Origin of the sequence: Pseudomonas solani, from assembly GCF_026072635.1 — a bacterium.
Classification (GTDB): domain Bacteria; phylum Pseudomonadota; class Gammaproteobacteria; order Pseudomonadales; family Pseudomonadaceae; genus Metapseudomonas; species Metapseudomonas solani.
The window spans coordinates 2,206,636-2,228,087 of sequence record NZ_AP023081.1; the positions used below are offsets into that span (position 1 = coordinate 2,206,636).

Sequence of the window (21,452 nt, forward strand, 5' to 3'; positions counted from 1 at the left end):
TAGCGGCGGCTCGTGAGCTGTGGGTAGGCACCCTTAGGCCCCGCCGTCCGTCGCCTTGGCGCACCTGTCCACAGGCTCTGGAACGCTGCTCTCCCCCGCCACACTGAACGAATTTCGATCAACCCTATTGACGGAATCGGAATTTCTGTTTCGATTTAAAGGCGGTCAAACAACAACAAATAGGAGACCCGTCATGCCCCTTCGTACCCTGCTCTGCGGCCTGCTGCTGGCCGTCTGCCTCGGCCAGCACGCCCTGGCCGCTTCCCGCTGCAGCGAACGCCCCCGTACCCTGCTGCGCCCTGCCGAAGTCAGCTGTTCCTACCAGAGCACCTGGCTGGATTCGGGCCTGGTGGGCCAGCGCAAGATCATCTACCAGACGCCCCTGGGCACCCCGCCGGCCGGCGGCTGGCCGGTGGTGCTGATCTACCAGGGCTCGTTCTTCCCCCTCAACGACTTCAGCTACCACAGCAACCTGCCCTTCGGCGGCTATTACGAAGGCAAGCTGGTGCAGAACCTTCTGGACCACGGCTACGCGGTGATCGCCCCCAGCGCCCCGGCGGACCTGTTCTGGCAGACCAACATCCCCGGCCTCGCCCAGGCCTATGAGCTGAGCACCGACTACGACTTCCTCGGCAACGTGCTCGCCGCCATCGCCAGCGGTCACTTCGGCCCGCTCAACGCCCAGCGCCAGTACGCCACCGGCATCTCCAGCGGCGGCTACAACACCAGCCGCATGGCCGTGTCCTTCCCCGGCAAGTTCCGCGCCCTGGCGGTGCAATCCGGCTCCTACGCCACCTGCAGCGGGCCTCTCTGCGTGGTGCCCGACCAGCTCCCCGCCGACCACCCGCCGACGCTGTTCCTGCACGGTTTCGTCGACGCCGTGGTGCCCTGGTGGAGCATGGACCTCTACTACGACCGCCTGCTCCACCAGGGCATCGAGACCGCGCGCTACACCGAGCCGTTGGGCGGCCACGAGTGGTTCGCCGCCTCGCCGGGCAAGGTGCTCGCCTGGTTCAACGCCCACCCCTGATCCACCGCGGACGCAGCCCGGGCCGGGTCCATGCTATCGTCGCCGCCTGTCGCGACACCCGGACCCCGCCCGTGCTGCCCCGTTCCCTGCGCATCGCCCTGCTGACCCTGCTGCTGTTCGCCGGCCTGCTGCTGACGATGCACCTGGCCGGCCGCCACGCCGAGCGCCAGGCCCTGCGTGAGGAGGGCCAGCAGGCCGGCGCCCAGCTGGGCCTCTACGCCGACGCGCTGAGCACCCTGATCGACCGCTACCGCGCCCTGCCCGCCGTGCTCGCCCTCGACCCGGAACTGCGCGAAGCCCTGCAGCAACCGCTGTCACCCGAGCTGCAGCAGCGCCTCAATCTCAAGCTGGAACGCATCAACGGCGCCGCCCACTCCTCCACCCTCGAGCTGATGCGCAGCGACGGCCTGGCCATCGCCGCCAGCAACTGGCGCCTGCCCACCAGCTACGTGGGCCACAACTACGGCTTCCGCCCCTACTTCCTGCAGACCCGCACCCACGGCACCGGGCGCTTCTACGCGGTGGGCGTGGTCAGCGGCATCCCCGGCTACTTCCTTTCCCACGCCATCCACGACGAAACCGGCCACTTCCTCGGCGCCATCGTGGTGAAGCTGGAGTTCCCCGAGATCGAACAGCAGTGGCGCGAGCGCCCGGACACCATCCTGGTCAGCGACGCCAAGGGCATCGTCTTCATCGCCAACCAGCCGCAGTGGCGCTACCGCGAACTGGCGCCGATCGACGCCGCGCAACGTGCCGAACTGGCCGCCACCCGCCAGTACGACAAGAAGCCGCTGACGCCCCTGGTGCACCGCACCCTCGATGACTTCGGCGACGACAGCCGCCTGGTGCGCGTGCAGGGCCCCGATGGCGAGGCCGACTACCTGTGGGAATCCCTGGCGCTGCCCAGCGAAGGCTGGACCCTGCACCTGCTGCACCGCCCGCAGAACGCCGCCGGCAACGCCCGCGACGCCAGCCTGGCCGCTGGCGGGCTGTGGCTGGCGCTGTTCTTCCTCGCCCTGTTCCTGCACCAGCGCTGGCGCCTGGCGCGGCTGCGCCGGCAGAGCCACGACGAACTCGAACGCCTGGTGGAACAGCGCACCGCCGCCCTGCGCACCGCCCAGGACGGCCTGGTGCAGGCGGCCAAGCTGGCGGCTCTGGGGCAGATGTCCGCCGCCCTCGCCCACGAGATCAACCAGCCGCTCACCGCTCTGCACATGCACCTGGGCAGCCTGCGCCTGATGCTCGACAACGGCCAGCTGGAGCAGGCGCGTAACGCCCTCGGCCGCCACGACGAACTGCTGCAACGCATGGCCGCCCTCACCGGCCACCTGAAGACCTATGCCCGGCAGAGCCCCGGCGGCCTGCGCGAGAAGCTGGAGCTGGGCAGCGTGGTGGACAAGGCCCTGCAGCTGCTGGCGCCGCGCCTGCGTGACAGTGCCGTGCACATCGAACAGCACCCGCGCCCATTGGCCTGGGTGCAGGGCGATGCCATCCGCCTGGAGCAGGTGCTGGTCAACCTGCTGCGCAACGCCCTCGACGCGGTCGCCGGCCAGGCCGAGCCGCGCATCGACATCCGCCTGCAACGGGACGATGCCCACTGGTGCCTGGAGGTCGCCGACAACGGCGGCGGCATCCCCGAGGCCACCCTGGCCCAGGTGTTCGACCCCTTCTTCACCACCAAGCCGGTGGGCGAAGGGCTCGGCCTCGGCCTGGCGGTTTCCTATGCCATCGTCCATGAACTGGGGGGCCGGCTGAGCGCCGGTAACCGTGACGCCGGCGCGGTGTTCCGCCTGTGCCTGCCCATCTTTGATCCTGCCGAGGAGCAGCCATGACCCCGAACCTGATCTTCGTCGACGACGAGGCCGCGATCCGCGAAGCGGTGCGCGAGTGGCTGGAGCTCTCGGGCTTCACCGTGCGCCTGTGCGCCAGCGCCGCCGAATGCCTGGACGGGCTCGACGCCGACTTCGAGGGCGTGGTGATCAGCGACCTGCGCATGCCCGGCATGGACGGCATGGCCCTGCTGGAAGCGGTGCAGGCGCTGGACCGCGAGCTGCCCTTCCTGCTGGTCACCGGCCACGGCGACGTGCCCCAGGCGGTGGAGGCCATGCGCCTGGGCGCCTACGACTTCATCGAAAAACCCTTCACCCCCGAGCGCCTGCTGGGCAGCCTGCGCCGGGCCCTGGAAAAGCGCCGCCTGACCCAGGAGAACCGCCGCCTGCGTCGCCAGGTGGACGACCGCACCCGCCTCGATGGGCAACTGATGGGTTTCTCCCGCCCCATGGAACAGCTGCGCCGCCAGGTGCTGGACCTGGCCCAGACGCCGGTGAACATCCTCCTGCGCGGCGACACCGGCAGCGGCAAGGAACTGGTCGCCCGCTGCCTGCACGAGTTCGGCCCACGCGCCGGCAAGCCCTTCGTGGCGCTGAACTGCGCGGCCATCCCGGAGAACCTGTTCGAGAGCGAGCTGTTCGGCCATGAGAGCGGCGCCTTCACCGGTGCCCAGGGCAAACGCATCGGCAAGCTGGAACATGCCGACGGCGGCACCCTGTTTCTCGACGAGATCGAGAGCATGCCCCTGGCCCAGCAGGTGAAGCTGCTGCGCGTATTGCAGGAGCAGCAGCTGGAGCGCCTGGGCTCGAACCAGAGCATCCGCGTCGACCTGCGGGTGATCGCCGCCACCAAACCGGACCTCAAGGAGGAAGTGCGCGCCGGGCGCTTCCGCGAAGACCTGCTTTACCGCCTCAACGTCGCCGAGCTGCAGCTGCCCGCCCTGCGCGAGCGCCGCGAAGACGTGCCGCTGCTGTTCGAGCACTTCGCCGCCCTGGCCAGCGAACGCCTCGGCCGCCCGGTCCCGAGCCTCACCCCCGCCGAGCTGGCGCAACTACTGGCCCATGACTGGCCGGGCAACGTGCGCGAGCTGGTCAACGCCGCCGAGCGCCATGTGCTGGGGTTATCCACAGGCGGGCAAGTAGCCGACAACGCCGCGCCCTCCCTGGCCGAGCTGATGGAAACCTACGAGGCCCAATGCCTGCGCCAGGCCCTGGCCCGCAGCAAGGGCGACATCAAGGCAGTGATGGAACTGCTGCAACTGCCCCGCCGCACCCTCAACGAAAAGATGCAACGCCACGGCCTGGCCCGGGGCGAGTTCCTGCCGGGTGATGAAGACTGAAAGCGGTCAAAAGCTGAGCACAGCCCTGAAAGCACCGTAGCGACTGGCATACAGAAAACTATCCACAGGCCGCTCACAGTTGGCTCCACAGACATTGTGGGCAACTGGGAATGAATGCGTTCGCCTGGGGATTTCTTCGCGAGTGAATTCGCTCCCACGGGGGCTCGTCTGCCTGTGGGAACGGTTTCAACCGTGAATGGGCGGTACTGATCGAAATATGAGCACAAGCTTGAAAGCACTGATTTGACTGGCACCAAGCAATCTATCCACAGCCCGCCAACAGTTGGCTCCACAGCTATTGTGGGCAACTGGGGATGAATCCGTTTGCCTGGGGATTTCTTCGCCAATGAATTCGCTCCCACGGGTGCTCGCCTGCCTGTGGGAGCGGTTTCAACTGCGAATAGGCGGCACTGGTCAAATTCTGATCACAACCCTGAAAGCACCGCTGTTACTGGCGCCAAGCGATTTATCCACAGACAGTTAACAGTTGGCTCCACAGACATTGTGGGAAACTGGGGATAAATCTGTTCGCCTGGGGATTTCTTCGCGAATAAATTCGCTCCCACGGGTGCTTGTCTCCCTGTGGGAGCGGTTTCAACCGCGAATAGGTGGCACTGCTCAATATCTGAGCACAAGCTTGAAAGCAGCGCTGTTGCTGGCATACAGAAATATATCCACAGTCCACTCACAGTTGGCTCCACAGTAATTGTGAGCAACTGGGGATGAACTAGCTCGCCTGGGGATTTCTTCGCGAGTGAATTCGCTCCCACGGGGGCTCGTCTGCCTGTGGGAACGGTTTCAACCGTGAATGGGTGGCACTGGTCGAAATATGAGCACAAGCTTGAAAGCACTGATTTGACTGGCACCAAGCAATCTATCCACAGCCCGCCAACAGTTGGCTCCACAGCTATTGTGGGCAACTGAGGATGAATCCGTTCGCCTGGGGATTTCTTCGCGAATAAATTCACTCCCACGGGTGCTCGCCTGCCTGTGGGAGCGGTTTCAACCGCGAATAGGCGGCACTGGTCAAAGTCTGAGCACAACCCTGAAAGCACTGCTTTTACTGGCGCCAAGCGATTTATCCACAGACAACCAACAGTTGGCTCCACATCTATTGTGGGCAACTGGGGATGAATCCGTTCGCCTGGGGATTTCTTCGCGAGTGAATTCACTCCCACGGGGGCTCGTCTGCCTGTGGGAACGGTTTCAACCGTGAACGGGTGGCACTGGTCGAAATCTGGGCACAAGCTTGAAAGCAGCGCTATGACTGGCCCTAAGCAATCTATCCACAGCCAACCAACAGTTGGCTCCACAGACATTGTGGGCAACTGGGGATTAATCCCTTCGCCTGGGGATTTCTTCGCGAATAAATTCACTCCCACGGTGCTCGCCTGCCCGTGGGAGCGGTTTCAACCGCGAATAGGCGGCACTGGTCAAAGTCTGAGCACAAGCTTGAAAGCCCCTTTATGACTGGCTCCAAGCAATCTATCCACAGCCAGCCAACAGTTGGCTCCACAGCAATTGTGGGCAACTGGGGATGAAGCCGCTCGCCTGGGGATTTCTTCGCGAATGAATTCGCTCCCACGGGGGCTCGTCTGACTGTAGGAGCGGTTTCAACCGCGAATAGGTGGCACTGCTCAATATATGAGCATCGCCCTGAAAGTGCCGTATCCACTGGCGTGCAGCAATCTATCCACAGGCCGCCAACAATTGGCTCCACAGTAATTGTGGGCAATGCAGGGGCGATTTCATTCGCCCAGAAAAGTCATTGTGGATAGCTCGGTTGGGGCGGCGGCGCTGCGCACCGCTTGGCGAATCAATTCGCCCCTACCTGGCCATCAATGGATAGGCGGAATCCCGCTTATGACCCCTTCGCGATAAGCGCCAATCCGCGCACAAATGCCCTGTGAAATCCCTCCGAGCCTTCTATTCCGGCGCTTTGCGGCGCTGGCACAGCTCCTGCTATGTGCCCGCACCCCAAGCGCGGCGAGAGCCGTGCCTACAACAACAACTATGACTCGAGGAAACACGATGGAAAGCACCAGCACCCTGACTGCCTCAGCAGCACCCCGCACCACCTCGCAACGCATCAAATCCATTTTCAGCGGCTCGGTGGGCAACCTGGTCGAGTGGTACGACTGGTACGTCTACGCCGCCTTCTCGCTGTATTTCGCCAAGGCCTTCTTCCCTCAGGGCGACCTGACCGCCCAGCTCCTGAACACCGCCGCGATCTTCGCCGTGGGCTTCCTGATGCGCCCGATCGGCGGCTGGCTGATGGGCATCTACGCCGACCGCAAGGGCCGCAAAGCCGCGCTGCTGGCCTCGGTCCTGCTGATGTGCTTCGGCTCGCTGATCATCGCGCTGACCCCCAGCTATGAAACCATCGGCATCGCCGCGCCCATCCTGCTGGTGGTCGCCCGCCTGCTGCAGGGCCTGTCGGTCGGTGGCGAATACGGCACCTCGGCCACCTACCTGTCGGAGATGGCGACCAAGGAGCGTCGCGGCTTCTTCTCCAGCTTCCAGTACGTGACCCTGATCTCCGGCCAGCTCATCGCCCTGGCGGTGCTGATCATCCTCCAGCAGACCCTCACCACCGAGCAGCTGGAAAGCTGGGGCTGGCGCGTGCCCTTCTTCATCGGCGCCCTGTGCGCGGTGGTGGCGATGTTCCTGCGTCGCGGCATGGAAGAGACCGAGTCCTTCACCAAGAAGAAGGACAAGCCGAAGGAAAGCCTGCTGCGCACCCTGATGCGCCACCCCAAGGAAGTGTTCACCGTGATCGGCCTGACCATGGGCGGCACCCTGGCCTTCTACACCTACACCACCTACATGCAGAAATACCTGGTCAACACGGTCGGCATGAGCAAGAACGACTCGACCATGATCTCGGCCGCCACCCTGTTCCTGTTCATGCTGCTGCAGCCCCTGGTGGGCGCGCTCTCGGACAAGGTCGGCCGCCGTCCGATCCTGATCGCCTTTGGCGTGCTGGGCACCCTGTTCACCTACCCGATCCTCAGCACCCTGCACACCATCGATACCTGGTGGGGCGCGTTCTTCCTGATCATGGCGGCGCTGATCATCGTCAGCGGCTACACCTCGATCAACGCCGTGGTGAAGGCCGAGCTGTTCCCCACCGAGATCCGTGCCCTGGGCGTGGGCCTGCCCTACGCGCTGACCGTGTCCATCTTCGGCGGCACCGCCGAGTACGTGGCGCTGTGGTTCAAGAGCATCGGCATGGAGAGCGGCTTCTACTGGTACGTGACCGCCTGCATCGCCTGCTCGCTGCTGGTGTACGTGTTCATGAAGGACACCCGCACCCACTCGCGGATGAACGACGATTGATCCCTTGAGCCCCCGTGGCTCTGGCTGCGCTAATCCGTAGCCGTTTTATTCCCGAAGACGGGCCCGTGAGGGCCCGTTTTCGTTTGTGCGGTCTGGGTTAAGTGTTGCTGGAGAATCTTGAGCCCAGCTGATTACCGAGCTTTACTGACGCTTTTGGTTTCGCCCACCCGGGCGAGTCTCTTTCTTCAGTCGCCAAGAAAGAAACCAAAGAGGCTTGCCCCATCATCCGGCCCCGGCTTCGCCGGGGTTCCCTCACTCCATCGCTGCTCTAGGGGCCGGCGCGATGGGCCATCCATGGCCTGGCGCGCCTCTCGCGGCATCCATGCCGCTCGTCCCCCGGCGCAACGACTGCGTTCGGCCTCCTGGAGGGGCGTTGGCGGCTGCTCCAACTCCTTCGCCAGGTTTACATATTGCGGTGCGCTTGAGGGCTTCCGTCGGAGCGACGGTACGGCTCAAGTCAGCCGACAGGCTTCGAATCCAGCCTTGAGCGCTTCCTCGTCCTGGGGCGTGGAGAAGATCAGCTCCAGCCGCGAGTCCTTGCGCCATTCGCTGGCCTGCCAGTGAAGCGGCGCGCCGTCCAGGGCATTGCCGGACAGCCAGCCGGCGTTGCTGTGGATAACCAGCTTGGCGCGGCGCCAGCCGAGGCTCGCCAGCCACAGCTGCACGCGCATCAGCTCGAAGGTCTGGGAGGGGTGCCAGCGCCAGCCGATGGTCCAGCCATCCGCCGCACCTTGTGCCTGGATGATGGGCTGCCCGGGGTTTATCCACAGCGCGGGCGGAGCCGCCTGGCCAGTGGGCAGGGCCGGGTTATCCACAGCGGCACCGGCCCTGGCCTCGAGCCCCGGCAGGTCGGCCAGGGGCAGGCGGCCCTGCACCGTCCAGCTCAGTGGCAAGCGAGGTAGTTGCTCGGCCACCTGCTCGCGGGTATCGGCATCGAGGTTCTCGGCCTTGTTCAGCACCAGCAGGCCGGCGCCTTCGAGGGCATCGCGCTGGCTGTCGGGCAGGGCATCGCCACGGGCCAGGGCGGCGGCATCCAGCACCAGCAGGCTCGGCTGCAGGGCCAGCACGCCTTCCCAAGGCGGCTCGCGCAGCTGGCGCATCAGCTCGGCGGGGTGGCCGAGGCCAGACGGTTCGATGAACAGTCGGTCCGGCCGGGCCTTGCGCAGCAGGCGACCGAGCCCGACCTGGAAGGGCGCGCCGTTGACGCAGCACAGGCAGCCACCGGCCACCTCGGCCAGGGCGATGCCGTCGTCGCCGGTTTCCAGCAGCGCGGCGTCCAGGCCGACCAGGCCGAATTCGTTGATCAGCACCGCCCAGCGCTCGTCGCTGGGGCGCTGCGCCAGGAGGTGGCGGATGAGACTGGTCTTGCCGGCGCCCAGGGGGCCGGCCACCAGGTGGGTGGGGATATGGGCAAGCATCGCGCTATGGTGCTGCGTCACGGGTTCGGAATAAAGCCTCGTGCTAGAGTCGCGCCCATTAATTTCCCGAGGTCCTGCGTTCATGCGTCTCTGCCTACTGCCCCTGCTGCTGGTCCTGTGCGCCGATGCGCTGGCCGAGGCCTGCATCGTCCACAGCCAGAGCGACCAGCTCGATGTGAAGGTCTGCCAGCAGAACCGCAGCATCCCGCCGCAGCTGTTCCGCGACGGCTTCTGCAAGCCGCAGATGCCCGGGCAGAAGGTGGAGGTGAGCTACGCCGACCAGTGCCCGAGCGGTGCCTTCGGCGTGTGCAGCAACGCCCAGGTGAGCAACATCGCCTACCGCCAGGACATCCACTACTACGGCGTGGTCACCGACGCGCGCTACCTCAAGCCCTTCTGCGAGGGGCAGAGCAAGGGAACCTGGGAAAGCCCATCGTCATCAGCCGGTAACAGCCCTGATGTGCAATAGCCTTGGGTACCTCGCCCGTACCGGCCCAGCCGGTAGGGCCTCGGTGATACAGGGCCGCCTTCGGGTGGCCCTTTTTTTCGCGCTGCGGAGCGCCTCGTCAGGCCAGCCAGTCCAGGGTCAGCAGCAGGCGCGCATCACCCGGCATGACGTCGGGCGACCTGTGGATAACCCCTCGCCCCTCGTTGCCCAGCCACTTTTCGCCCTTGAACAACGCCACATGACCCGGCGCCAGGGTCTGCCCGGCCGGCACGGCCTTCGGCTCGGCGGCGGGGTCACCCAGGCGGCTGCGTGGCATCTGCCCTTCCTGCAGCCAGTGGCTGCCCACACCGGCATAGGTGGTGATCAGCCGCAGCGGTACATGGTCGACGTGGTAGCGCGGGCACATGGCGCGGTCCAGGCGGCGCAGGCGCAGGCCGATGCGCCGCGCATCCAGCAGGCAGGCGAAGGCGCGCACCAGCCAGGCGACGTCGGCGAGGAAGGCGGCATGTCCGTCGATGTCGGCGAAGCGCCGGGCCAGGCTGTCCAGGTCGAGGGTGGCTTCAGGGTCTGGCAGCTCCAGGGTCAGGGACTCGCTCAGCGGCTCCCCGAGCCCCAGCAGGCACTGGGCGTAGTCGCTGATGTGCAGGGGCAGGCGGCGCTCCCACACGGCGAGGTTGACCTCGTCGCGCAGCGCTTCGCTCAACACTGCCAGGTTGTCGCTGGTCGCCACCCGGGGTTGGGGGCGCAAGGCCAGGGCTTGCATCAGGCGGCCTCCCCGACCAGGCCGCCGAAGGGGTCGGGCAGGCGCGCCCAGCCCTCCACGCCCTGGGCCATCTCGGTGGCATCCAGCAGGCAGGCGTCCAGCTCGGCGTGCAGCCGCTCGAAGTCGATGCCCTGGCCGATGAACACCAGCTCCTGGCGGCAATCGCCCACCTCCGCATCCCAGTGCTTCATCACCGCGCCCAAGCCGTCTTCGTCCGTCGGCCACTGCTCGCGCGGCACGAAGCGCCACCAGCGCCCGGCATGCCCGTAGCGCATCAGCCCGCCGGCCTGGGACCAGCTGCCCGCCTCGCGCCAGGCGCTGGCCAGCCAGAAGAAGCCCTTGGAGCGCAGCAGCCGGCCGTTGCTCCATTCACGATTGAGGAATGCGTGGAAGCGCTCGGGGTGGAAGGGCCGGCGCGCCCGGTAGGCGGTGGAGGCGATGCCATAGGCCTCGGTTTCCGGCACGTGCTCGCCGCGCAGTTCCTTGAGCCAGCCGGGGGCTTCGGCGGCACGATCGAAGTCGAAGCGGCCAGTGTCGAGAATCTTCTCCAGGGGCACCTGGCCCATGCTCATGGGCAGGATCTCGGCGTGGGTGTTGAGGCGGCTGAGGATGGCGGTCAGCTCCTCGCGCTCGGCCTGGCTGATGAGGTCGATCTTGCTGATGAGGATGACGTCGGCGAACTCCACCTGCTCGATCAGCAGGTCGGTGATGGAGCGCTCGTCTTCCTCACCCAGGGTTTCGCCACGGCTGGCGAGGCTTTGCGCTTCGTGGAAGTCACGCAGGAAGTTCACGCCGTCGACTACGGTGACCAGGGTGTCCAGCCGCGCCAGGTCGGACAGGCTCTGGCCCTGCTCGTCGCGGAAGGTGAAAGTCTCCGCCACCGGCAACGGTTCGGAGATGCCGGTGGATTCGATCAGCAGGTAGTCGAAGCGCCCTTCGCCGGCGAGGCGGCTGACCTCTTCCAGCAGGTCTTCGCGCAGGGTGCAGCAGATGCAGCCGTTGCTCATCTCCACCAGGCGCTCCTCGGCGCGGTTGAGGCTGACGTCGCGCTGCACCTCGCTGCCGTCGATGTTGATTTCGCTCATGTCGTTGACGATCACGGCGACGCGCAGGTTTTCGCGGTTCTTCAGCACGTGGTTGAGCAGGGTGCTCTTGCCAGCGCCGAGGAAGCCGGAAAGCAGGGTGACGGGGAGTCGGGCGGTCATGGGGTTCTCCGGTTCAGGCTGGGCGGCTCGGGTGGCCGCTCTGTGGGTTCTCAGGCTTCGCGCCGGTGGCGCTCGCGTTGTTCCTGGCGTTCCTTGGCTTCGATGCACAGTTCGGCGGTCGGGCGCAGCAGCAGGCGGCGCAGGCCGATGGGCTCGCCGGTCTCCAGGCACCAGCCGTATTCGCCACGGGCCAGGCGATCGAGGGCGCCGTCGATCTTGTCGAGCAGCTTCTTTTCCCGCTCCAGGCGGCGCAGCTGCCATTGGCGCTGCTCCTCGCGGCTGGCGATGTCGACGTCGTCGCTGGCCGGTTGCGCTTCGCGCAGCTCGTCGATTTCTTCGTCGATGCGGGCACGCAGGTCATCGCGTTCCGTCAGCAGCAGCAGGCGGAAGTAGGTCTGCTGGGCGTCGTCCATGTAGCGGTCGGCGGGCTGGTCGAGCAGTTCCTGCTCGCTGAAGGGAAGATCGGGCATGATGGTGTTCGCTTGATTTTCAAGTGTTATAACATAACATATTCAGTCGAATCCAAGCCCGGATCAACGATGAACATCCAGACCCTGCCCGACATGGCCATCCAGAACGCCCCCTGCCACGGCGCCCTCGACTGGGTGGGCATGGGGGATATCGCCCTGCCCCTTATCCTCTGCGGCCAACCGGTACAGGCGCGGGTGGATATAGGCGTCAGCCTCGACGATGCCAATACGCGGGGCATCCATATGTCACGGCTGTACCTGGCGCTGGGTGAGGAGCTGGGCAACAGGCCGGCGACCCTGCCCGCGCTGCGCCAGCTGCTGCAGCGCTGCCTGGACAGCCACGAAGGCCTTTCCCGCAGCGCTTCCCTGGTGCTGCGTGGCGAGCTGTTGCTGGAGCGCACGGCGCTGGTAAGCGCGCTGTCCGGCTACAAGGCTTATCCTTTCGAGATCGCTGTACGCTTGGATCCATGGGGGTTTCACGTGGAACTGCAGGCCGAGGTGGGCTATTCATCCACCTGCCCCTGCTCCGCGGCACTGTCACGCCAGGCGACACAGAATGCCTTCGCCCAGCACTTCGCCAAGCGCCTGGCGTCCTTCGAGGAGGTGCATGAGTGGCTGGGCAGCCAGGCGGGCATGCCGGCGACGCCCCACAGCCAGCGCAGCCAGGCGCACCTGCGTGTCCGTCTTACTGGCGATGAGCTGCCCCTGGTGGAGCTGCTGGACAGCGCCGAAGCAGCCCTGGGTACCGCCCTGCAGACGGCGGTCAAACGTGCCGACGAGCAGGCCTTCGCAATAGCCAATGGCCACAATCTGCTGTTCTGCGAAGACGCCGCCCGGCGCCTGGACCAGGCCCTGAAGGCCCTGCCCTGGGTGGAGGCGCACAGGCTACGCGTGGTCCACGCGGAGAGCCTGCATGCCCACGATGCGGTGGCCTGCGCCAGCTGGGGATGGGCGCTTGGCGGTCAGGCGCTCATGAGTGGCGCTCCGTGAAGAGCCAGCACGGATAGCGCACGGCGGAAACGAAAAGGCCCCCTTGCGGAGGCCCTTCTTCATCGACCGGGAATCACTCCACGGTGACGGACTTGGCCAGGTTGCGCGGCTGGTCGACGTCGGTGCCCTTGAGCACGGCGACGTAGTAGGACAGCAACTGCAACGGCAGGGTGTAGAGGATCGGTGCCAGGGCGTCGAGGATGTGCGGCATGGCCACCACGTGGGTGCCCTCGCCGTTGTCGATGCCGGCTTCGCGGTCGGCGAAGACCACCAGTTGGCCGCCACGGGCGCGCACTTCCTGCAGGTTGGATTTGAGCTTTTCCACCAGCTCGTTGTTGGGCGCGACGGTGACCACCGGCATGTCCGCATCCACCAGGGCCAGGGGGCCGTGCTTGAGCTCGCCGGCCGGGTAGGCCTCGGCGTGGATGTAAGAGATCTCCTTGAGCTTGAGCGCCCCTTCCATGGCCACCGGGTACTGGGCGCCACGGCCGAGGAACAGGGTGTGGTGCTTCTCGGCGAACAGCTCGGCGACCTTTTCCACGGTCTTGTCCATGGCCAGGGCTTCGCCCAGGTGGGTCGGCAGGCGGCGCAGGGCTTCCACCAGGCGCGCTTCCTCGGCCTTGTCCAGGGTGCCGCGCACCTGGCCGAGGCTGAGGGTGAGCAGCAGCAGGGCTACCAGTTGGGTGGTGAAGGCCTTGGTGGAGGCGACGCCGATCTCGGGGCCGGCGAGGGTCAGCAAGGTGAGGTCGGACTCACGCACCAGGGAGCTGGTACCGACGTTGCAGATGGCCAGGCTAGCCAGGTAGCCACCGGCGCGGGCGTTGCGCAGGGCGGCCAGGGTGTCGGCGGTCTCGCCGGACTGGGAGATGGTGACGAACAGGGTGTCGGGCTGGACCACCACCTTGCGGTAGCGGAACTCGCTGGCCACTTCCACCTGGCAGGGGATGCCGGCCAGCTCTTCGAGCCAATAACGAGCGACCATGCCGGCGTGGTAGCTGGTGCCGCAGGCCACGATCTGCACGTTGCGCACCTTGGCGAATAGCTCGGCGGCCTGCGGGCCAAAGGCCTGGACCAACACGTGGTCGGAGCCCAGGCGGCCTTCCAGGGTGCGCTGCACGACCTTGGGCTGCTCGTGGATTTCCTTGAGCATGAAGTGGCGGTACTCGCCCTTGTCGGCGGCTTCGGCGCCTTCGTGGTACTGCACGGACTCACGTTGCACCGGGTTGCCCTGCTGGTCCCAGACCTGCACGCTGTCGCGGCGGATTTCGGCGATGTCGCCCTCCTCCAGGTACATGAAGCGGTCGGTGACCTGGCGCAGGGCCAGTTGGTCGGAGGCGAGGAAGTTCTCGCCCAGGCCGAGGCCGATCACAAGGGGGCTGCCGCTGCGGGCGGCGAGCAGGCGGTCGGGCTGGGCGCGGTTGATCACCGCCAAGCCGTAGGCGCCGTGGAGTTGCGGGACCACGGCCTTGAGGGCGACGGCAAGATCACCGGCCTCGCCCAGGGTGTGGTGCAGCAGGTGGACGATGACTTCGGTGTCGGTGTCGGAGGTGAACACGTAGCCCTGGCCCTTGAGCTGGGCGCGCAGCGCTTCGTGGTTCTCGATGATGCCGTTGTGCACCAGGGCCAGGTCGCCGGAGAAGTGCGGGTGGGCGTTGTGCTCGGTGGGCGCACCGTGGGTGGCCCAGCGGGTGTGCGCGATGCCCAGGCGGCCGGCCAGGGGCTGCTCGGCCAGGGCCTGTTCCAGCTCGCTGACCTTGCCGACGCGGCGGCGGCGCTGGAGCACGCCTTCGTTGTCCAGCACGGCGACGCCGGCGCTGTCGTAACCGCGGTATTCGAGACGCTTGAGGCCTTCCACGAGGATGGCGGTGATATTCCGTTCAGCCACTGCGCCGACGATGCCACACATAAGTTTTCTCCTCAGTTATCCACAGGCGCGCAGACCAGGGTGATGCCCCGCGCCTCTATCTGTTGGCGAGCGTCCTGGGGCAGGCGCTCGTCGGTGATCAGGGTATGGACGCTGCTCCAGGGCAGCTCCAGGTTGGGGATGCGCCGCCCGACCTTGTCGGCCTCGACCATGACGATCACCTCGCGGGCGACCTCAGCCATGACCCGCGACAGGCCCAGCAGTTCGTTGAAGGTGGTGGTGCCACGGGCCAGGTCGATGCCGTCGGCACCGATGAACAGCTGGTCGAAGTCGTAGGAGCGCAGGACCTGCTCGGCCACCTGGCCCTGGAAGGACTCGGAGTGCGGGTCCCAGGTGCCGCCGGTCATCAGCAGCACGGGTTCCTGTTCCAGGTCGCGCAGGGCGGTGGCGACGTTCAGCGAGTTGGTCATCACCACCAGGCCGGGGCGGTGGCCCAGCTCGGGGATCAGCGCGGCGGTGGTGCTGCCGCTGTCGACGATGATCCGCGCATGTTCGCGGATGCGATCAGCGGCGGCCCGGGCGATGGCCTGCTTGTAGCGGGAGACCGGCTGGCTGGCCTCGACCATGAACTCCTGGGGCACCGGCACGGCGCCGCCGTAGCGGCGCAGCAGCAGGCCGTTGGCCTCGAGGGCGGCGAGGTCCTTGCGGATGGTGACTTCCGAAGTGGCGAAACCCTTGGCGAGCGCGTCGACACTGACTTCGCCCTGCTCGGCCAGCAGGGCGAGGATGGCGTGGCGACGTTGCGGCGTATTGCGCTTCGACATGCTTAAGTTTCGATTCGAAAGAAAAAGTGTGCGAATCAAAACTCAACGAAGCTTTTGCGTCAAGACCGAAAACGACAAAAGGCGGCACAGGCCGCCTTTTGCAGTTATCCACAGGCCTATTTCTTCAGCTTCACCGGGCGTTTCCAGCCTTCGATGTTGCGCTGCTTGGCACGGCCGACCGCCAGGGCGTGGGCCGGTACGTCCTGGGTGATGGTAGAGCCGGCACCGGTGGTGGCGCCGTCGCCCAGGGTCACCGGGGCGACCAGGGCGCTGTTGGAGCCGATGAAGACGTCTTCGCCCATGACGGTGCGGAATTTGTTGGCGCCGTCGTAGTTGCAGGTGATGGTGCCGGCACCGATGTTGGTGCGCGCACCGATCTCGGCATCCCCCAGGTAGCTGAGGTGGCCGGCCTTGGCGCCCTCGCCGAGGACGGCGTTCTTGATCTCGACGAAGTTACCCACATGGGCCTTGGCGCCCAGTACAGCGCCCGGACGCAAGCGGGCGAACGGGCCGCAATCGGCGCCCTCACCCACTTCGGCGCCATCCAGGTGGCTGTTGGCCTTGACGATGGCGCCACGGCGCAGGGTGCTGTCCTTGATCACGCAGTTGGGGCCGATCTGCACGTTGTCTTCGATGACCACACGACCTTCGAGGATCACGTTGACGTCGACGAGCACGTCGCGGCCGACGGAGGCCTCGCCGCGCAGGTCGAAGCGCGCCGGGTCCAGCAGGGTGACGCCCTGGGCCATGAGACGGCGGGCGGCGCGCTTCTGGTAGTGGCGCTCGAGCTCGGAAAGCTGGATGCGGTCGTTGGCGCCCTGCACTTCCATGGCGTCCTGGGGCTGCTCGGTGGCGACCACCAGGCCATCGGCCACGGCCATGGCGATGACGTCGGTGAGGTAGTACTCGCCCTGGGCGTTGTTGTTGGAGAGGCGGCCCAGCCAGTCGGCCAGGCACTTGCCCGGCACGGCGAGGATGCCGGTGTTGCCTTCACGGATGAGACGCTGCTCGGGGCTGGCGTCCTTGTGCTCGACGATGGCCTTCACCACGCCTTGCTGGTCACGCACGATGCGGCCGTAGCCGGTGGGGTCGTCCAGCTCGACGGTGAGCAGCGCCAGTTGCTCGGGGCCGACCTTCTGCAGCAGGCGCTCCAGGGTCTCCACTTCGATCAGCGGCACGTCGCCGTAGAGGATCAGCACGCGTTCGGCGCTGAGCTGCGGCAGGGCCTGGGCGACGGCGTGGCCGGTCCCCAGCTGCTCGGCCTGGATCACGAAACCGAGGTCATCCGCTGCCAGTCGTTCCTTCACCGTGTCGGCGCCATGGCCAATCACCACGTGGATGCCCTGGGGCTGCAGCTTGCGCGCGCTGTCGATGACGTGGCCGAGCATGGCCTTGCCAGCGATGGGGTGGAGGACCTTGGGCAGGGCCGAACGCATGCGGGTGCCCTGGCCAGCGGCGAGGATGACGATATCGAGTGACATGGAGGGGAGCTTCCGAGCCTGTGGATAACCGGCACTGCCGGAAAAGAAAAAGGGTAGCCAAGGCTACCCTTTTACTCGCTTGCGATGAAGAGCGCGGGGTTAGCCGCCGAACTTCTTGCGGATCTGCTGGACGGTGCGCAGCTGGGCAGCAGCCTCGGCCAGGCGAGCAGCGGCGGAGGAGTAATCGAACTCCGCGCCCTTCTCGTTCAGAGCCTTTTCAGCAGCCCGCAGGGACTCCTGAGCAGCAGCTTCGTCCAGGTCGCCGGCGCGCAGAACGGTGTCGGCCAGGACCTTCACCATGTTCGGCTGCACCTCGAGGAAACCACCGGAGATGTAGTACACCTCCTCCTCGCCACCCTGCTTCACCAAGCGGATCGGGCCCGGCTTGAGGTCGGTGATCAGCGGGGCGTGACCCGGCGCGATACCCAGATCGCCGAGGTTGCCGTGCGCAATCACCATCTCCACCAGACCGGAGAAGATCTCCGCTTCGGCGCTGACGATATCGCAATGGACAGTAATAGCCATACGCTTGCCTCACGTAAGCGCCCGTCGCCGGGCGCCCAGGGGGTTACAGTTTCTTCGCTTTCTCGATGGCTTCTTCGATGCCGCCGACCATGTAGAACGCCTGCTCGGGCAGGTGATCGTAGTCGCCGTTGAGGATGCCTTTGAAGCCAGCGATGGTGTCCTTCAGGGAGACGTACTTGCCGGGCGAACCGGTGAATACTTCAGCCACGAAGAACGGCTGGGACAGGAAGCGCTGGATCTTACGAGCGCGGGATACGAGCTGCTTGTCCGCTTCGGACAGTTCGTCCATACCCAGGATCGCGATGATGTCCTTCAGTTCCTTGTAACGCTGCAGAACGTACTGGACGCCGCGCGCGGTGTCGTAGTGGTCCTGACCGATCACCAGCGGGTCGAGCTGGCGAGAGGTGGAGTCCAGCGGGTCCACGGCCGGGTAGATACCCAGGGACGCGATGTCACGGGACAGAACGACGGTGGCGTCCAGGTGGGCGAAGGTGGTCGCCGGGGACGGGTCGGTCAGGTCGTCCGCAGGAACGTATACGGCCTGGATCGAGGTGATCGAACCGGTCTTGGTAGAGGTGATGCGCTCTTGCAGAACGCCCATTTCCTCAGCCAGGGTCGGCTGGTAACCCACCGCGGACGGCATACGACCCAGCAGCGCGGACACTTCGGTACCGGCCAGGGTGTAGCGGTAGATGTTGTCCACGAACAGCAGAACGTCACGGCCTTCGTCACGGAACTTCTCGGCCATGGTCAGGCCGGTCAGTGCAACGCGCAGACGGTTGCCCGGCGGCTCGTTCATCTGGCCGTATACCAGGGCCACTTTGTCCAGAACGTTGGAGTCCTTCATCTCGTGGTAGAAGTCGTTGCCCTCACGGGTACGCTCACCCACACCGGCGAACACGGAATAACCGCTGTGCTCGATGGCGATGTTACGGATCAGTTCCATCATGTTTACGGTCTTGCCGACACCGGCGCCACCGAACAGACCGACCTTGCCGCCCTTGGCGAACGGGCAAACCAGGTCAATTACCTTGATACCGGTTTCCAGCAGCTCGTTGGAGCCAGCCTGCTCGGCATAGGACGGAGCAGCGCGGTGGATTTCCCACTGCTCTTCTTCGCCAATGGGGCCGGCTTCGTCGATCGGGTTGCCCAGCACGTCCATGATCCGGCCGAGGGTCGCTTTGCCCACCGGTACGGAAATGGCCTTGCCAGTGCTGGCGACGTCCAGGCCACGTTTCAGGCCTTCGGTCGAACCCATCGCAATGGTACGTACCACGCCGTCGCCCAGCTGCTGCTGAACTTCGAGGGTGGTTTCAGCGCCTTGAACTTTCAGCGCCTCGTAGACGTTCGGCACCTGGTCACGCGGGAATTCCACGTCGATGACGGCGCCGATGATTTGAACGATACGTCCGCTACTCATCATTTGGTCCTCTGAATATTTGAACCGTTCTTAAACCGCGGCAGCGCCGCCGACGATTTCCGAGATCTCTTGGGTGATCGCAGCCTGACGGGCCTTGTTGTAGACCAGCTGAAGTTCGCTGATCAGGTCACCGGCGTTGTCAGTGGCGTTCTTCATCGCGATCATCCGCGCCGCTTGTTCGGCTGCGTTGTTCTCGACGACCGCCTGGTACACCTGCGACTCCACGTAGCGCACCATCAGGCCGTCCAGCAGCTCTTTGGCGTCGGGTTCGTAGAGATAGTCCCAGTGGTGCTTGAGATCCTGGTCGGCATCTGCCACCAGCGGAACCAACTGCTCCACGGTGGGCTTCTGGGTCATGGTGTTGATGAACTTGTTGGAGACTACCGAGAGACGGTCGATACGACCTTCCAGGTAGGCATCCAGCATCACCTTGACGCTGCCGATCAGGTCGTTGATCGAAGGCTCTTCGCCGAGTTGGCTGATGGCTGCGACGACGTTGCCGCCGAAGTTGCGGAAGAATGCCGCACCCTTGCTGCCGATCACGCAGAGATCGATCTCCACGCCCTTCTCGCGGTTCGCCGACATGTCCTTGACCAGGGCCTTGAACAGGTTGGTGTTCAAGCCACCGCACAGACCACGGTCACTGCTCACCACGACATAACCGACACGCTTGATTTCGCGCTCGATCATGAACGGGTGGCGGTATTCCGGGTTGGCGTTGGCCAGATGACCAATCACCTGACGGATACGCTCCGCATAGGGACGGCTGGCAGCCATGCGCATTTGAGCCCTGCGCATCTTGCTGACGGCCACCTTTTCCATGGCGCTGGTGATCTTTTGCGTGCTTTTGATGCTCGCAATCTTGCTGCGAATCTCTTTTGCGCCTGCCATTTGACACCTATCGGGTTAGCAAGCGGGCGTCTTGCGACGCCCGCTGCGGCTTACCAGGTTTGGGTGGCTTTGAACTTCTCGATACCGGCTTTGAGGCCAGCGTCGATTTCGTCGTTGAAGTCACCCTTCTCGTTGATCTTCGCCAGCAGAGCGGCGTGATCCCGGTTGAAGTAGGCAATCAGGGCCTGCTCGAAGGCGCCGACTTTGGCGACTTCGACGTCCTGCAGGAAGCCACGTTCGGCCGCGTACAGGCTCAGCGACATGTCAGCGATCGACATGGGCGCGTACTGCTTCTGCTTCATCAGCTCGGTAACGCGTTGACCGTGTTCCAGCTGCTTGCGGGTCGCTTCGTCCAGGTCAGAGGCGAACTGGGCGAAAGCCGCCAGTTCACGGTACTGGGCCAGGGCGGTACGGATGCCACCGGACAGCTTCTTGACGATCTTGGTCTGGGCTGCACCACCTACGCGGGATACCGAGATACCGGCGTTGACGGCCGGACGGATACCCGAGTTGAACATGGCGGATTCCAGGAAGATCTGACCGTCGGTGATGGAGATCACGTTGGTCGGAACGAACGCGGAAACGTCACCGGCCTGGGTTTCGATGATCGGCAGAGCGGTCAGGGAACCGGTCTTGCCAGTCACGGCGCCATTGGTGAACTTCTCGACGTACTCTTCGGAAACGCGGGAAGCGCGCTCCAGCAGACGGCTGTGGAGATAGAACACGTCGCCCGGGTAGGCTTCGCGGCCCGGCGGGCGGCGCAGCAGCAGGGAGATCTGGCGGTAGGCAACGGCTTGCTTGGACAGATCGTCATAAACGATCAGCGCGTCTTCGCCGCGGTCGCGGAAGTACTCGCCCATGGTGCAGCCGGCGTACGGTGCGATGAACTGCAGCGCAGCAGATTCGGAAGCCGAGGCAGCCACCACGATGGTGTTGGCCAGGGCGCCGTTCTCTTCCAGCTTGCGCACGACGTTGGCGATGGTCGATTGCTTCTGACCGATGGCAACGTAGACGCAGCGGATGCCGCTGTTCTTCTGGTTGATGATGGCGTCGACCGCGAGGGCGGTCTTGCCGATCTGACGGTCACCGATGATCAGCTCGCGCTGGCCACGGCCTACCGGGATCATGGCGTCGACGGACTTGTAGCCGGTCTGTACCGGCTGGTCGACCGACTTACGCCAGATCACGCCCGGCGCAACCTTCTCGACAGCGTCGGTAGCGACGTTGTTCAGAGGGCCTTTGCCGTCGATCGGGTTGCCCAGGGCATCGACCACGCGACCCAGCAGTTCCGGACCAACCGGTACTTCCAGGATGCGGCCGGTGCACTTGGCGCTCATGCCTTCGGCGAGGGTCAGGTAGCTACCCAGTACCACGGCACCCACGGAGTCTTGTTCCAGGTTCAGCGCCATACCATAGACGCCACCGGGGAACTCGATCATCTCGCCGTACATCGCGTCGGCCAGACCGTGAATACGCACGATACCGTCGGATACGCTGACGATGGTGCCTTCGTTACGGGCTTGGGAGGACACGTCGAGTTTCTCGATGCGCCCCTTGATGATTTCACTAATTTCGGACGGATTGAGTTGCTGCATTGCTCTGCTGCCCCTTCAAA

At 65.1% G+C, this 21,452-nt stretch carries 17 protein-coding genes; 6 read left to right on the forward strand and 11 right to left on the reverse strand.

Annotated features, from left to right (window positions below; genetic code table 11):
* Positions 1–193: 193 nt before the first annotated feature.
* The 4 genes from PSm6_RS09850 (at position 194) to PSm6_RS09865 (ending at position 7,538) form a co-directional block, all read left to right on the forward strand.
* Positions 194–1,030 (forward strand): extracellular medium-chain-length polyhydroxyalkanoate depolymerase, encoded by an 837-nt coding sequence (locus PSm6_RS09850; protein ID WP_265170139.1) that lies wholly within the window; start codon positions 194–196, stop codon positions 1,028–1,030.
* A 71-nt stretch (positions 1,031–1,101) separates the two neighbouring features.
* On the forward strand, positions 1,102–2,862 hold the full coding sequence (locus PSm6_RS09855) for a sensor histidine kinase (protein WP_265170140.1): 1,761 nt from the start codon (positions 1,102–1,104) through the stop codon (positions 2,860–2,862).
* Complete coding sequence (mifR, locus tag PSm6_RS09860) at positions 2,859–4,199, forward strand: two-component system response regulator MifR (protein WP_265170141.1); 1,341 nt, start codon at positions 2,859–2,861, stop codon at positions 4,197–4,199. Before PSm6_RS09855 ends, mifR begins: the two co-directional genes overlap by 4 nt.
* A gap of 2,031 nt (positions 4,200–6,230) precedes the next feature.
* Entirely contained in the window at positions 6,231–7,538 is a 1,308-nt protein-coding gene (locus tag PSm6_RS09865) for an MFS transporter (RefSeq protein WP_021217435.1), read from the forward strand.
* 452 nt (positions 7,539–7,990) lie between these two features.
* Here the strand turns inward: PSm6_RS09865 and PSm6_RS09870 are convergent, their stop codons facing one another.
* Entirely contained in the window at positions 7,991–8,956 is a 966-nt protein-coding gene (locus PSm6_RS09870) for a CobW family GTP-binding protein (protein ID WP_265170142.1), read from the reverse strand.
* 82 nt (positions 8,957–9,038) lie between these two features.
* On the opposite strand from PSm6_RS09870, the gene PSm6_RS09875 reads away from it, so the two are divergent.
* Positions 9,039–9,425: an NADH:ubiquinone oxidoreductase gene (locus PSm6_RS09875; protein ID WP_265170143.1), complete on the forward strand. Its 387-nt coding sequence runs from the start codon at positions 9,039–9,041 to the stop codon at positions 9,423–9,425.
* Positions 9,426–9,522: 97 nt separating this feature from the next.
* Here the strand turns inward: PSm6_RS09875 and PSm6_RS09880 are convergent, their stop codons facing one another.
* From PSm6_RS09880 to dksA, 3 genes are read right to left on the reverse strand one after another with little or no spacing between them, the layout of a single operon-like run.
* Entirely contained in the window at positions 9,523–10,167 is a 645-nt protein-coding gene (locus PSm6_RS09880) for a DUF1826 domain-containing protein (protein ID WP_021217159.1), read from the reverse strand.
* Entirely contained in the window at positions 10,167–11,372 is a 1,206-nt protein-coding gene (gene zigA, locus PSm6_RS09885) for a zinc metallochaperone GTPase ZigA (protein WP_265170144.1), read from the reverse strand. The genes PSm6_RS09880 and zigA overlap by 1 nt, the downstream gene beginning before the upstream one ends.
* A 50-nt stretch (positions 11,373–11,422) precedes the next feature.
* Positions 11,423–11,842, reverse strand: coding sequence for an RNA polymerase-binding protein DksA (gene dksA / locus PSm6_RS09890; RefSeq protein WP_265170145.1), 420 nt, complete (start codon positions 11,840–11,842; stop codon positions 11,423–11,425).
* A gap of 69 nt (positions 11,843–11,911) precedes the next feature.
* Between dksA and folE2 the strand changes: the two genes are divergently transcribed.
* Positions 11,912–12,832 (forward strand): GTP cyclohydrolase FolE2, encoded by a 921-nt coding sequence (gene folE2 / locus PSm6_RS09895; RefSeq protein WP_265170146.1) that lies wholly within the window; start codon positions 11,912–11,914, stop codon positions 12,830–12,832.
* 73 nt (positions 12,833–12,905) lie between these two features.
* Here folE2 and glmS read toward each other — a convergent pair whose 3' ends face one another.
* From glmS to atpA, 7 genes are all read right to left on the reverse strand, one after another.
* Complete coding sequence (gene glmS, locus PSm6_RS09900) at positions 12,906–14,738, reverse strand: glutamine--fructose-6-phosphate transaminase (isomerizing) (protein WP_265170147.1); 1,833 nt, start codon at positions 14,736–14,738, stop codon at positions 12,906–12,908.
* A gap of 11 nt (positions 14,739–14,749) precedes the next feature.
* Positions 14,750–15,520, reverse strand: a complete 771-nt coding sequence (locus PSm6_RS09905) for a DeoR/GlpR family DNA-binding transcription regulator (protein WP_021217154.1) — start codon at positions 15,518–15,520, stop codon at positions 14,750–14,752.
* Between the two features lie 116 nt (positions 15,521–15,636).
* Entirely contained in the window at positions 15,637–17,001 is a 1,365-nt protein-coding gene (gene glmU, locus PSm6_RS09910) for a bifunctional UDP-N-acetylglucosamine diphosphorylase/glucosamine-1-phosphate N-acetyltransferase GlmU (protein ID WP_265170148.1), read from the reverse strand.
* 99 nt (positions 17,002–17,100) lie between these two features.
* Positions 17,101–17,526: a F0F1 ATP synthase subunit epsilon gene (locus PSm6_RS09915; protein ID WP_021217152.1), complete on the reverse strand. Its 426-nt coding sequence runs from the start codon at positions 17,524–17,526 to the stop codon at positions 17,101–17,103.
* Between the two features lie 43 nt (positions 17,527–17,569).
* Positions 17,570–18,946 (reverse strand): F0F1 ATP synthase subunit beta, encoded by a 1,377-nt coding sequence (gene atpD, locus PSm6_RS09920; RefSeq protein WP_021217151.1) that lies wholly within the window; start codon positions 18,944–18,946, stop codon positions 17,570–17,572.
* A 30-nt stretch (positions 18,947–18,976) separates the two neighbouring features.
* Positions 18,977–19,837, reverse strand: coding sequence for a F0F1 ATP synthase subunit gamma (gene atpG, locus PSm6_RS09925; protein WP_021217150.1), 861 nt, complete (start codon positions 19,835–19,837; stop codon positions 18,977–18,979).
* A gap of 50 nt (positions 19,838–19,887) precedes the next feature.
* Complete coding sequence (gene atpA, locus PSm6_RS09930) at positions 19,888–21,432, reverse strand: F0F1 ATP synthase subunit alpha (RefSeq protein WP_021217149.1); 1,545 nt, start codon at positions 21,430–21,432, stop codon at positions 19,888–19,890.
* Positions 21,433–21,452: the final 20 nt, after the last annotated feature.